Origin of the sequence: Hymenobacter glacieicola (assembly GCF_014640315.1) — a bacterium.
Lineage (GTDB): Bacteria > Bacteroidota > Bacteroidia > Cytophagales > Hymenobacteraceae > Hymenobacter > Hymenobacter glacieicola.
This window is the reverse complement of sequence record NZ_BMGS01000006.1, coordinates 294,101-306,330: the sequence shown is the minus strand read 5'-3', so window position 1 is coordinate 306,330 and position 12,230 is coordinate 294,101. Positions and strand designations below refer to the sequence as shown.

Genomic DNA, 12,230 nt, shown 5'->3' with positions numbered 1-12,230 from the left:
CAACCAGGGCCCCGCATGAGCGGCCTTCGCAGCGCAGCCTTCCAGTTCCTCCTACCCAACCTATCATAGGATAAGCCAGCGCGGTTATGGCCGCTGCCAGCTTGCTTATTGCCCGTTGTTTTCGGCCTTCGCCCTTCCCACCTCCGCTTGTAAAATTCCCTCCTGGCTATGTATCAACTCTTTACCCCACGTTTTCTCCTGCTGTTGCTGGGACTATGGATAAGCGCCTACCTCCCAACGGCCCGGGCCCAAGGGGGGGCTCCCCCCGGCGTGGCAGCCACAGGTTCGGCCAAGCGCCAGCTGCAGGCCGTGCGCATTACGGAGGGCATTAAGCTCGATGGGGTGCTGGATGAGGCGGTGTGGCAGCAGGCGCCCGTGGCAAGTGATTTTGTGCAGCAGCGCCCCAACCCGGGCGTGCCGGAAAAGCAAAAAACGGAAGTGCGCATCCTCTACGATGACGCCAACCTCTACATCGGGGCCGTGATGCACGATGTGGCCCAGGACTCTATCATGCGCGAAATGACCCAGCGGGACCATTTCGGCAACACCGACATTTTCTCGGTTTTCCTGGACACCTACCACGACCAGCTTAACGGCTACAACTTTACCGTTACCACCTCCGGGGTGCAGCTGGATGCGCGCTACTCCCCGGCCGGGGGCGAGGATTTCAACTGGAACGCCGTGTGGGACGCGCGCACCAGCATGCGCGGCACCGATTGGGTGGCCGAGCTGCGCATTCCCTACTCGGCCATTCGTTTCAGCAATGCCCAGGAGCAGCTCTGGGGCCTGAACTTTGCCCGCCAGCGCAAGCGCGACAACGCCCAGTTTTTCTGGAACGAGGTGAAGCCCGCCGTCAATGGTTTCGTGAACCAGTGGGGCGAACTGCGCGGAGTGCGCGACATCAAGCCCCCGCTACGCCTCTCGCTTACGCCCTACGTCTCGGCCTACGTCAACCACAATCCGCTGAACGCGGAAGGTACCCGGCGCACTACCACTAACTTCAATGGTGGGGCCGACGTGAAGTGGGGCATCAACGAAAGCTTCACGCTGGACGCTACATTGGTGCCCGACTTTGGGCAGGTGCAGAGCGACAACCAAGTGCTCAACTTGTCGCCTTTCGAGGTGCAATTCAACGAAAACCGGCAGTTTTTCACCGAAGGCACGGAGCTGTTCAACAAGGGCAACTTGTTCTATTCCCGCCGCGTGGGGGCTACGCCCATTGGGTTTTACGGCGTGCAGCTGGGTAGCAAGGAGAAACTGGTGCGCAACCCGGCCGAAACGCGCCTGCTCAACGCCACCAAAGTGTCGGGCCGCACCAAGCAGGGGCTGGGCGTGGGCTTCTTTAACGCCCTGAGCAACGACGTGTACGCCACCGTGCGCAACGATGAAACCAGCCAGGAGCGCCGCGTGCTCACGCAGCCGTTCAGCAACTACAACATCATGGTGCTGGACCAGAGCCTGAAAAACAACTCCTACGTTTCCCTCATCAACACCAACGTCACGCGCTGGGGTAGCACCTACGATGCCAACGTGACGGGCGGGCTGTTTCGCTTTGCCAACAAGAAAAACGCCTACGCCGTGGATGGCAGCCTGGTGTACTCGCGGCGGCGCGGCACGGCCTTCAACTCCAGCCGGGAAATCGACGACCAGGACGGCTACAAGTACCAGCTGGGCGTCGGTAAAATCAGCGGCAACTTCACCTGGGGCCTAAACCACGGCATCGAGTCGGCCTCGTACAACCCCAACGACCTGGGCATTCTGTTCGGCAACAACAACATCACGCAGTCCTTTGACGTGGCTTACCGCAAGTTCAAACCCTTCTGGAAGGTGAACAACATGGCCTTTTTTGGGCAGGTAAGCCACTCGCTGCTCTACCAGCCCACCCGCTACCAGAACATGAGCTTCTACACCGGGTTCAACACCACCTTCACCAAGAGCTTCCTGCAGATAGGGTACGATTTCGACGCCAGCCCCGTCACCCACGACTTTTACGAGCCCCGGACCTTCCCGCTGGGTGAGTACTTTGTGCGCGTGCCCGGCAACGCTGGCATCGTGCTATTCGTCAACTCCGATTCCCGCCGCAAATTCGCGTACGGCGTGAATGCCGGTGGCCGCCTCTACGGCCTGGATGAGCGCCTGGCCCGCGCGCGGCGCTTGCGCTACAGTGCTGGTTTTTACCCCCGCTACCGCGTCAATGACCACCTCACCTTCCGCTACAGCCTGGATTGGAGTCTGGCCGACAACCAGATTGGTTACGTGAACGGGGGCCTGAGCGCCGCTGAAATTCTGGACCAGCCCCTGCTGGGTCAAATCATTCTGGGCCGCCGCGACGTGGCCACCGTTTCCAACGTTGTGTCGGTGGCGTACACCTTCACCAACCGCATGTCGTTTACCCTGCGCACGCGCCATTACACCAGCAACGTGCGCTACGCCGATTTCGCCCGCCTGGGCCCCAACGGGCAGGAAACGCTGGTGGACTACCGCCGCAACCGCGACAATACCTACAACGCCTTCAACGTAGATGCGGTGTACTCCTGGTGGTTTGCCCCGGGCTCCCAGGTAAGCATCGTCTGGAAGAATGCGGGCTCCACCTTTTTGCTGGCCGAGGAAGCTACCCCGCAGTATTTCAACAACTTCAACAACACCATCAACACGCCCCACAATAACTCCCTCTCGGTGAAAGTGCTTTACTACCTCGACTACCTTACTTTTCGGCGCAGTAACTAAGGGGTAGCACCCGGCCGCGGGCTCCTCCTGCCGCCAGCCCACTCCCGCAGCAAGCCGCAAGGCCCGTTTCTGGCCAAACCGGACGCACGAAAACCGCGGAGCCTACCTGCCGGCCGCTTGGCCGCGGGGGCAGTTCATCGAAAAACTACTGGCTAAGTGGCATGGCCGCGTACTTTCGCTCTACTACCGGGTGAGCGTACGCGGCCGCGCTTTTAGGGCGTTGGCCGCCTCCTTGCCCGGGCCCACCCCTGTTTCCGCTCTGCGTTTACATGCCTTCTATTTTGCAGTATTACCGTAATCCGCTGGGTAGCATCACCTATGACCCCGCGGGTTTTGTGCAGCTCACCTGGTCTGATGCCCCAATTAGCCCTCCGGAGCTACAGTCAATTTACGTGCATACCCTACAAGCGCTGCGGCATCATGCGGCGCGCAAACTGCTCACCGACCAGCGCCGGCGCCAGCCCCTCCCCCTGGCTGAGCAGCAATGGATTGTGGAGCACTGGATTCCGCGGGCTGTGCAGGAGTGCGCCTACAGCCACTGCGCCATTGTGGAAAGCCAGGAGTTGGTAGGGCGGCAAGCCGCACGGGCCGTGGGGCAAGCCCTGGGCACAAACCCGCCGCTGTTTCACTACTTCGCGGAGGAAGAGCTGGCGCGCACTTGGCTTCGGCAGAACGACTAGCCATAAAACAACGACTCCGAGGCTACCAGCCCCGGAGTCGTTGGGTTTGTAAGACAATAAATTCGGGTAGGGAAAACTCGCCGGTTACGTAACGCTGCAGCAGTTGCATGGTGGCAGCTGTCACCAGCGTTGTTCCTTCCTGGCTGATGCCGGAAATGTACTCTGCCTGCAGCAACCGCTTCGCCCAGGCATGTTGTTCCGCAACGGGCATGGAGGCAGGAGGCGCCTGAAAATGCATAAGCAAGTTAGGATGGTGCTCTGCTACGTACGCTTGCTTTACCCCAAGCAGATTGCCCGGCGCAAAGAAAATCACTCCTGGAATCTGAGGAAACCCTCGCCAGCGCCTTGGCAGTACTCGGAAAAACAGGCTACCGAGAAGCCCCGCTGCCGGGCGGCGCGGCTAGCACTCGAACACCGTGGCCCTGCCCTGGCGCACTGATTCCGGTCCTTGGTAGCGGGTAGCGGGCAGGCTGCGCAATAGCAGGTACAGACCCGTGGCCGAGAGTTCCTGAATCAGGGCGCTGGACATGCCGCACCAGTAGATAATAAGGTGAGCCAGCCGGGCCTGCTGCTCGGCCTGAAAAATAGCCTGCTGCCCTACGTAGGAAACACTACGTAGCTGTTGGCAATCAACCCAGAGCGTATCACTGCCGCGGGCAATGGCCTTGGCCAGAGCCTCTTGCAGGCACTGCGCCTCTTCCGCGGTGGTGCAGGTGCCGCGTACACTTATTCCCTGATTAGTAGGAGGTCCTCCGAACTGAATAGTCAACGTCTGAGCTGGCACTTACAGTAGTTTTAGTATACACTATTCCAAGAAACAGTGCAAAACTAGATGTTAGGTCCCTCATTTAAGCCCGTCAAAACCCGGATTTGGGCTGCGGATTTTACGCAAATTTGTTGCGGGGCGGGTGGGCAGCTCAGCGGTAATAAGCGCGTAACATCCTCTTACCAAGAGCTGTTGGCAGCGAATCAAAACACCGTGACCGTGATGCTGCGCTCTGCCTGGCAGACGTATGCCATTGCTCAGCCCTGACTGTTCACACAATTTAGTTTGTGCATAGCCACTGCTGAGCCGCAATCATTTCATCGAATTCAAAAAGCTGCACTACCGGCTGCTCAGTATGGCGCAGCATGGCCTGCAGGCACAGGCGGCCGGGCCAGTCCATGGCGTTGAGCAGGGCCACGGCCGTTACGCCCTCCCGAACCAGCAGGGGGAAGAAAGTTTGCCCCAGCCACGACGTGGTATGCGCCCAGCCGTCCAGTAACTCAGTGGAGTCGCTCAGGATTTTTCTGGTGTGGGTGCTACGCACGGCGGCTAGCATCAGCTTGCAGTGGTGCTCAACCAACTGTTGCGTATGCGTCCCGCGCAATTCCATGTGCAACCAACCCTGCTCCTGGTTGTGCATCATGGTGAAAGCCGGTGAATCAAATAATACCAAAGACATACGGAGTACCTAATAGCCACGCTTCCTGTCGAAGCGCTTCATTAACGCGCAGGCAGCCCAGTATAATTCCCTGGCTTTCAGGTTCATTACCAGCCAGTGCCTTTTCCGGGCACGCTGGGCTGCATGCCGTCATTTGCCGGAAAATTCCTACAATGTTTTGGTGAAGCTGACCTTAATCTTGAGTTGAAAATCACTGATAACTTTGAATATTTCCTTGAGCGTAACCTGTTCCACCTGCGTCAGGGAGGTAGGGTCCAGGTAATTGGTGGGGGCGGTACGGTCGTTGATAATCTGACGGGCCTGTTTTTGCAGGCGCATGCCCATCAGGTAGTAGTAGGCCTGCCGCAGCTCCTGGGTTTCCTTGGCATTGAACACGCCCTGCTCTTGCAGCCCGGCCAGCCGCTCGCCGGTGTTGGTGGGCCGCAGTTGGTGCTGCAGGGCGTACACGCGCACCAGATCGACAATTGGGGTCATGGCCTTTTTCAAATCAAACACCTGCTGGCCCTCCTGAGCAAAGGTGCGGATGTTGCGAAAGAACGTCAGCGGGGGCTCGTACTGCAGGGCATTTTTGGCCATGAAAAACAGGAAGCGTTCCAGGGGCTGGGCCAGCTCCTGGCGCAAAAACTCCTGCAGCTCCTGCATCAGGCTGGCCTCGCCGTAGAGGTAGCGGCAGTCGAAGAAGGTAGCAAACTGCATCACCGTTTCGGGGTTCGATTCGCTCATCCACTGGTGGTAGTTGCGCTTCCAGTGCGAGAGGGAATGGGTCCACTTGGGGTTTTTGGCCATGAAGCCGCCGGAGCAGTAGTGCAGCCCGATGTGGTTGAGCTGGTCGGAAACGGCCGTAGCAAAGCGCAGGAAGTACGCCCGCACCACCTCGCGCTGCTCGTTGGCCTTGTCCTCGTAGATAATGGCGTTGTCCTGGTCCGTGAGCAGGGTTTGCTCCTGACGGCCTTCGCTACCCAGCACTATAAACACGAACTTGGCCGGCGCCGGGCCTAGCTCGGCAAGCACATTCTCAATCACCTTCAGGGCAATGGTGTCGGCCACGGTGGAAATCACCTGGTTTACGATGTCGGCCTTCACGCCCCGGCTCAGCAGCTGGTTTACAATGTCGGGCACCATTTCCCAGCGGCGCTTCAGCTCCCGGGTGCCCTGGGCCAGCTTCACGGCCTGGATAAACATAAACGGCGACTGAGCCAGGTCGCTGAGCAGCTTGTTGCGGCTCAGAAAGCCCACGTACTCGCCCCCGCGCTCCACCAGCAGGTAGCGGGTTTTGGTTTGGAACATCAGCAGAATGGCCTCATACACAAAGGCTTCCTGCGAGATAGAAACCAGCGGCGTAGCCGCAACTTCGGCCACCGGCCGGGCCGCATCCAGCTGGCGGGCAATAACGGAGTCGCGCAGGGTAATGTCGGTGCAGTAGCCGCTGATGGCGCCCGTTGCGGTATCGGTCACGAACAGGCAGCTGACCTTGGCGGCGGCCATGCGCCGGGCTACTTCATAAATTGGCTCGCTGCCGGGGCAGGTCACCAGCTCGCGCACTTCTAGGGTGCTGATGCGGCGGGAAAACAGCTGATCGGCCACCAGAAAGTTCTGCTCCGGCGGGCTGACGGGCTTCACGAAGTGGGCAAACTCCTCGTCGAGCATCCGCTCCCCGTAGCGGGCCGTGAAGTAGTGGAAAAACGGTCCGTAGGCCTGGCACAGGGCCCGAAAGTCGCGGCGGGCCAGCTGGAGTACGCGCGTGCCTTTGTGCACAACTACCGTGCGCAAGGAGCGTTTCTTGTTGAGCAGAATGGACATGCCGCCGTAGCAGGTGCCGGGGCCGTACACTTCGGGCAGGCGCTTGTGCTGCTGGCTGTCGTAGAAGAACGTTTCGTACTCGCCCTCCACGATAATATCGAGGCTGCGCACCTTGGACGTGTCCTGCTGGTACAGCAGCGTTTCGCGCGGGTGGCGCACTTCCTGCAGTAACTCTACTACCCCCAGCAGCACCTCTTCGGGCAGCAGGTTGAAGGGCGCAACGGTTCGAAGAAAGGCAAGGCGGTTATCCATAGAGCAGCCAATATACAAGCAGAAGCAAACCTGCCACCAGCAGCCCCCACCGCCAGCCCACGGGACCCAGCCAGCCCGGGGCCCTACCTTCGGGCACGGTCAGGGGTTGCTGGCCCGTCAGGGTTTCCTCGGGGAGCAAGCCGCGGCGACGCAGTTCAAAAAAGCAGCGGGCCGTGGCTTCGGCGTCCACGTAGGCATCGTGGTGGTGCAGCAAGGGCTCGGCGAACAGCAGTTCGTGCAGCTCCGGCAGGCGCAGGCGGCGCGCCGGGCCACCGGGCAGCGGGGGCCAGGTGGCGGCCATGGTGCAGAACTGGGGCAGGCTGGGTAGCGGATTGGGCAGGCCCACCCGGGCGAAGGCCGCCCCCAGCACGTGAAAATCAAGCTGCAGAAAATGCCCGACTACCCGGGGCTGGTACGTAGTCAAATCCTGGAGCAGGCGCCGCAATACGGGTTCCGGGGGCTGGCCCTGCGCCTGCAAAAACTCCGGAGTGAGGCCGTGAATGGCAATGGCCGCAGCCGGCATACTACCGGCCGGAATCTGAAGGTAGGCCTGATCGGCCTTCACAAACTCGCCCTGCGCGGTATACACCACCCACCCTACCTGCGCCACGCTGGGCCAGGCATTCTCCTGGGTGTGCGGCCGGTCCCAGCGGGTGGGCAGGCCGGTGGTTTCCGTGTCCAGGAAAAGTAGATAGTCCGTCATGAGAGGTAGCAGGCCGGGCTGCTAGGCAAGCGTGCCGATAAACTTGGCCGAGGGGTCGCGCAGGGGGCCCGCCGGCACTGCCGGCAGCCGGTCGGAGGAGCCGCGCACCAGCAGCTCCGGCCGCAGGGCCACTTGGCGGGGCGTAAACGGGCGCCCATCCGCTTCAATTATTTCCAGCAGCAGCCGCACGGCAGCCTGGCCCATTTCCTCACACCGTTGGTCGATGGTGGTGATGGGAGGCTGGGTAATGACGGTGAATGTTTCGTTGCTAAAGCCGGCAATGGCCACGTCTTCGGGTACGCGCAGGCCCTGGCGGTGGGCTTCCTGCAAGGCCCCGAGGGCGCAGTAGTCACCGGCGGCAAACACGGCGTCGGGCGCCGAGGGCAGGGCCAGCAGCTGGCGCATGCCCTCGGCGCCCTGGTCCTGGGCCATATCCGAGTACAGAATCAGGCTTTCATCCTCGGGCAAACCGGCTTCGCGCAGGGCATCGAGGTAGCCCTGGCGGCGGTTTTTGTAGATGTTCAGGTGCTGGGGACCGGCCAGGTGGGCAATGCGGCGGCAACCCTGGTTGAGCAGGTGGCGGGTGGAAACGTAGCCGCCTTCCTGGTCGTCGAGCACCACGGCATTTACGTTGTCGCCCTCCACAATCCGGTCGAAAAACACCAGCGGCAGGCCCCGGCTACGCACCTTTTCAAAGTGGCGGAAGTCATGGGTAGTACGCGAGAGTGACACCAGAATGCCCGCTACCTGCGCGCTGAGCAGGATATCCAGGTTGCGCCGCTCCTGGGCCACGTCCTCGTTCGACTGGCAGATGATGACATTATAGCCGGCCCGGCTGGCGGCCGTTTCGATGCCGTGCACCACTGACGGAAAAAACCGCCCCTCAATGTAGGGCACCACAATGCCGAGCAGCTGGCTTTTGCCCTTGCGCAAAGCCGAGGCCAGACGGTTGGGCTGGTAGTTGTACTTTTTGGCCAGCTTGAGCACCTTCTGTTTCATGGCCGGCCCGATGCTGTGGTGGTCACTGAGGGCCCGCGAAATGGTGGTCATGGACACGCCCAACTCCCGGGCCAGGTCGGCCATGGAAACGGGACTGGTGGTAGTTGAATCCGGGGCTTGCTTTTTTCGGGGAGCCATACTATAAGGCGCTACACAATGCTTTGTGTAAAGATAGAAGAATTTGTAATCTTATGGGCCGCTTCTGCCGAAGAACCCGCCACTGGTCATGCTAGCGAAATAGGTGGCTTGACTTAAATGTAACTCTTCTGCGCTCGATTATCCGGCCGCAAGCTGATTTGTGAAATAAAGCACCAGCATGTTGAGTTTTTCTTATTACTTTACACAATCGATTGTGCCATCTACTAGTTGCCATTCGCCTTACCGGCCAAAGCCCCACCGGTATTCTTAACCTACGCCGCTCTGCCCGCGGCCAAGGTCACCTCACCAGCTTACCCGCATTTCGCTCATTTTCCTTTCTCCTATGCCCACATCTTCTCCCACCCGTATTGCGCAGCTGGCTACGGGCCTGGCTTTGTGCAGCGCCCTTGGCTTACCCGCCGCCCTGGCCCAAACCAAGCCCACGGCAGCTAACACCCTCACAATTCAGGTAAACAAGCCCGGCGCGCCCATTGCCAAAACCATGTATGGCCTCTTCTTCGAGGACATCAACTTTGCCGCCGATGGTGGCCTGTACCCAGAGCTGGTCAAAAACAAGTCGTTTGAGATTCAGGGCCAGCACTTTATCGGCTGGAACGCCATCCGGGGCGGGGCGGGCCTGCAAACCTATACTGTGGTAAGCGACCGGCCCATCAGTGCCACGAACAACCACTTCGCGCGCCTGACGGCCGCCCAGGCGGGCCCCGATGCGGGCCTGGTAAACGAGGGGTTCCGGGGCATGGGCGTTAAGCAGGGCGCCGAGTACACCTTCTCGGTGTATCTGCGGCGCGGGGCGGGTAGCGTGAGCGGCCTGCGGGTGGCCCTGGAAGAGCAGGGCCGGCCGGGGTCGGGGCCGGAGGCGGCTACTTCGGGCCGTGTTCTGGCCGAAACCCAGCTTACGGGCCTGACCAACGAATGGAAAAAGTACACGGTGGTGCTGAAGCCTTCTGCCACGGCGGCCCGGGCCCAGCTGAAGCTCACCTTGGATGGGGCCGGCACTCTGGATATTGACGTGGTGTCCTTGTTTCCGAAAGACACGTACAATAAGCGCGAAAACGGCCTGCGCACCGACCTGGTGCAGCTGCTCAAGGACATGAACCCCGGCTTCCTGCGCTTCCCCGGCGGGTGCATCGTGGAGGGCCGGACCCTTTCGGAGCGCTACCAATGGAAGGAGTCCATCGGCGACCTGGCCTCCCGCGTACCGCTGGTTAACCGCTGGAACATGGAGTTCAAGCACCGCTCCACTCCCGATTACTACCAGTCGTTCGGGCTGGGCTTTTTCGAGTACTTCCAGCTTTCCGAAGACATTGGAGCCGAGCCCGTACCCATCCTGAACGTGGGCATGGCCTGTCAGTTTAACTCCTCGGAAATGGCTCCAATGAGCAGTGCGGCCACGGGCGGCAGCGGCCCCAACGCCCCGGCTGCGGCCCATAACCACGCCGAGGATGACCCGACCCTGGAAACGTTTATTCAGGATGCGCTGGACTTGATTGAGTTTGCCAACGGCCCGGCTAGCTCTACCTGGGGCGCGAAGCGCGTAGCCATGGGTCACGCCGCCCCGTTTAACCTGAAGTTTATCGGGATTGGCAATGAGCAGTGGGGGCCCCAGTACCTGGAGCGCTACGAGCCGTTCATGAAAGCCGTGAAGGCGAAATACCCTAACATCAACATCGTATCCAGCGCCGGGCCGAGCCCCGACGGCGAGCTGTTCACCAAGGCCACGGAGCGCCTGCGGGAGCTGAAGGCCGAGGTCATTGATGAGCACTACTACGCCAAGCCCGAGTGGTTCCGCCAGAACGTGGGCCGCTACGACAACTACCCCACCACCGGCAGCAAGATTTTTGCCGGCGAGTACGCCGCCCAGAGCGTGGCCATCGGCAGCCCCGACAACAAGAACAGCTGGGACTGCGCCATTTCGGAAGCGGCCTTCATGACCGGCCTGGAACGCAACGCCGACAAGGTGATTATGGCCTCCTACGCCCCGCTTTTCGCCCACGTCGATGCCTGGCAGTGGACACCCGATTTGATCTGGTTTGACAACCTGAAGGCCTACGGCACGCCTAACTACTACGTGCAGAAGATGTACAGCACCAACCCCGGCACCACCATGCTACCCGTGCAGCGCGGGGCGGGCGCCAAGAACGGGGCCGAAAACCTGTTCAGCAGCGCCACCGCCGACGATAAAACCGGGGAAATCATCGTGAAGCTGGTAAACTACTCGCCCGAGGCCCGGCCGGTTACCCTCAGCCTGCAAGGCGTGAAAAAGCTGGGCAAAACCGGCAAAGCCACGGTGTTGGCCAGCAACGACCTCAACGCCGTCAATACCCTGGACCAGCCCCAGAACGTTGCTCCCAAAAACGAGTCGTTCACGGTTTCCTCCTCGAACGTGACCTACACGCTGGCCCCGAACTCGTTCACGGTGCTGCGCATTCCTGGTAAGCGCTAAGCAGTGGCCCCTCACCCTATGAAAAACACTCTGCGTCCCGCCGCTTTACCCCTGCTGGCCAGCCTGCTGCTCGCAGCCCCTACCCTGGCGCCCACTGCGGCGCTGGGGCAGGCGGCCCCGGTGCCCGTGGCCGGCAACCCGGTTATCAAAGACAAGTACACCGCCGACCCAGCCGCCCTGGTGCACAAGGGCACCGTCTACCTCTATACCGGCCACGACGAGGCCCCGCCCCGCCGCGACGGTTACGTGATGCACGAGTGGCTGTGCTACTCTTCCCAGGACATGGTGCACTGGAAAGAGCATGCCTCGCCCCTGAACGTCAAGGCCTTTGCCTGGGCCAAGGATGATGCCTGGGCCTCCCAGGTAATTGAGCGGGGTGGCAAGTTTTACTGGTACGCGGCCGTGGAGCACGGCTCGGTGCCGGGCAAAGCCCTTGGAGTAGCCGTAGCCGATAGTCCGACGGGCCCCTTTAAGGACGCCCGGGGCTCGGCCCTGATTACCAACAACCTGACCGAGAGCCCCATCATGTGGGACGACATCGACCCCACCGTGTTTGTGGACGACAAAGGCCAGGCCTACCTCTACTGGGGCAATACCAACTGCTACTGGGCCAAGCTAAAAGCCAACATGACGGAGCTGGACGGGCCCATCAACAAGGTGACTACCCTGCCTAACTTCACGGAGGCGCCCTGGGTACACAAGCGCGGCGGCTGGTACTACCTAAGCTACGCTTACCAGTTCCCGGAAAAAATTGCGTACGCCATGAGCCGCAGCCCGGAAGGCCCCTGGGAGTTCAAGGGCTTGCTCAACGAGGTAGCCGGCAACTCCAACACCAACCACCAGGCCATCATCGACTTCAAGGGCCAGTCCTACTTCATCTACCACAACGGCGCCATCCCCACCGACGGGGGCTCCTTCCGCCGCTCCGTCTGCGTGGATTACCTGTACTACAACAAGGATGGCACCATGAAGCGGGTAGTCATGACCACGGAAGGCGTGAAGCCCGCCAAGTAAATTTTCGG

10 protein-coding genes are annotated in these 12,230 nt (G+C 60.7%); 4 read left to right on the top strand and 6 right to left on the bottom strand.

What is annotated here, in order from left to right; genetic code table 11:
- Window positions 1-168: 168 nt before the first annotated feature.
- Both IEW18_RS13310 and IEW18_RS13305 read left to right on the top strand, forming a co-directional pair.
- Window positions 169-2,727, top strand: a complete 2,559-nt coding sequence (locus IEW18_RS13310) for a DUF5916 domain-containing protein (protein ID WP_188558350.1) — start codon at window positions 169-171, stop codon at window positions 2,725-2,727.
- A gap of 269 nt (window positions 2,728-2,996) precedes the next feature.
- Window positions 2,997-3,407: a hypothetical protein gene (locus IEW18_RS13305; RefSeq protein WP_188558349.1), complete on the top strand. Its 411-nt coding sequence runs from the start codon at window positions 2,997-2,999 to the stop codon at window positions 3,405-3,407.
- Window positions 3,408-3,429: 22 nt separating this feature from the next.
- On the opposite strand, the gene IEW18_RS13300 is transcribed toward IEW18_RS13305, so the two are convergent.
- The 6 genes from IEW18_RS13300 to IEW18_RS13275 all read right to left on the bottom strand — a co-directional run bounded on the left by IEW18_RS13300 (window position 3,430) and on the right by IEW18_RS13275 (window position 8,744).
- The gene (locus IEW18_RS13300; protein ID WP_229728734.1) at window positions 3,430-3,618 is read right to left on the bottom strand and encodes a hypothetical protein; all 189 of its coding nucleotides are present in this window, start codon (window positions 3,616-3,618) and stop codon (window positions 3,430-3,432) included.
- A gap of 189 nt (window positions 3,619-3,807) precedes the next feature.
- Entirely contained in the window at window positions 3,808-4,191 is a 384-nt protein-coding gene (locus IEW18_RS13295) for an STAS domain-containing protein (protein ID WP_188558347.1), read from the bottom strand.
- A 262-nt stretch (window positions 4,192-4,453) separates the two neighbouring features.
- Window positions 4,454-4,852 (bottom strand): hypothetical protein, encoded by a 399-nt coding sequence (locus tag IEW18_RS13290; protein WP_188558346.1) that lies wholly within the window; start codon window positions 4,850-4,852, stop codon window positions 4,454-4,456.
- 147 nt (window positions 4,853-4,999) lie between these two features.
- On the bottom strand, window positions 5,000-6,904 hold the full coding sequence (locus IEW18_RS13285) for a DUF294 nucleotidyltransferase-like domain-containing protein (RefSeq protein WP_188558345.1): 1,905 nt from the start codon (window positions 6,902-6,904) through the stop codon (window positions 5,000-5,002).
- Window positions 6,897-7,607 carry a 3'-5' exonuclease gene (locus IEW18_RS13280; protein ID WP_188558344.1) on the bottom strand — a complete coding sequence of 237 codons (711 nt, stop codon included), beginning with the start codon at window positions 7,605-7,607 and terminating at the stop codon, window positions 6,897-6,899. Before IEW18_RS13280 ends, IEW18_RS13285 begins: the two co-directional genes overlap by 8 nt.
- Window positions 7,608-7,628: 21 nt before the next feature.
- Window positions 7,629-8,744 carry a LacI family DNA-binding transcriptional regulator gene (locus tag IEW18_RS13275; protein WP_188558343.1) on the bottom strand — a complete coding sequence of 372 codons (1,116 nt, stop codon included), beginning with the start codon at window positions 8,742-8,744 and terminating at the stop codon, window positions 7,629-7,631.
- 343 nt (window positions 8,745-9,087) lie between these two features.
- Here IEW18_RS13275 and IEW18_RS13270 point away from each other — a divergent pair, with 343 nt between their 5' ends.
- Both IEW18_RS13270 and IEW18_RS13265 read left to right on the top strand, forming a co-directional pair.
- Entirely contained in the window at window positions 9,088-11,208 is a 2,121-nt protein-coding gene (locus IEW18_RS13270) for an alpha-L-arabinofuranosidase family protein (protein ID WP_188558342.1), read from the top strand.
- An 18-nt stretch (window positions 11,209-11,226) separates the two neighbouring features.
- Window positions 11,227-12,222, top strand: a complete 996-nt coding sequence (locus IEW18_RS13265) for a glycoside hydrolase family 43 protein (RefSeq protein WP_188558341.1) — start codon at window positions 11,227-11,229, stop codon at window positions 12,220-12,222.
- Window positions 12,223-12,230: the final 8 nt, after the last annotated feature.

Bases quoted from the DNA above. Each gene is read 5' to 3' on its own strand.
- IEW18_RS13270 (WP_188558342.1), top strand. From the start codon at position 9,088: ATGCCCACATCTTCTCCCACCCGTATTGCGCAGCTGGCTACGGGCCTG.
- IEW18_RS13275 (WP_188558343.1), bottom strand. From the start codon at position 8,744: ATGGCTCCCCGAAAAAAGCAAGCCCCGGATTCAACTACCACCAGTCCC.
- IEW18_RS13310 (WP_188558350.1), top strand. From the start codon at position 169: ATGTATCAACTCTTTACCCCACGTTTTCTCCTGCTGTTGCTGGGACTA.
- IEW18_RS13305 (WP_188558349.1), top strand. From the start codon at position 2,997: ATGCCTTCTATTTTGCAGTATTACCGTAATCCGCTGGGTAGCATCACC.
- IEW18_RS13280 (WP_188558344.1), bottom strand. From the start codon at position 7,607: ATGACGGACTATCTACTTTTCCTGGACACGGAAACCACCGGCCTGCCC.
- IEW18_RS13265 (WP_188558341.1), top strand. From the start codon at position 11,227: ATGAAAAACACTCTGCGTCCCGCCGCTTTACCCCTGCTGGCCAGCCTG.
- IEW18_RS13300 (WP_229728734.1), bottom strand. From the start codon at position 3,618: ATGCCCGTTGCGGAACAACATGCCTGGGCGAAGCGGTTGCTGCAGGCA.
- IEW18_RS13290 (WP_188558346.1), bottom strand. From the start codon at position 4,852: ATGTCTTTGGTATTATTTGATTCACCGGCTTTCACCATGATGCACAAC.
- IEW18_RS13285 (WP_188558345.1), bottom strand. From the start codon at position 6,904: ATGGATAACCGCCTTGCCTTTCTTCGAACCGTTGCGCCCTTCAACCTG.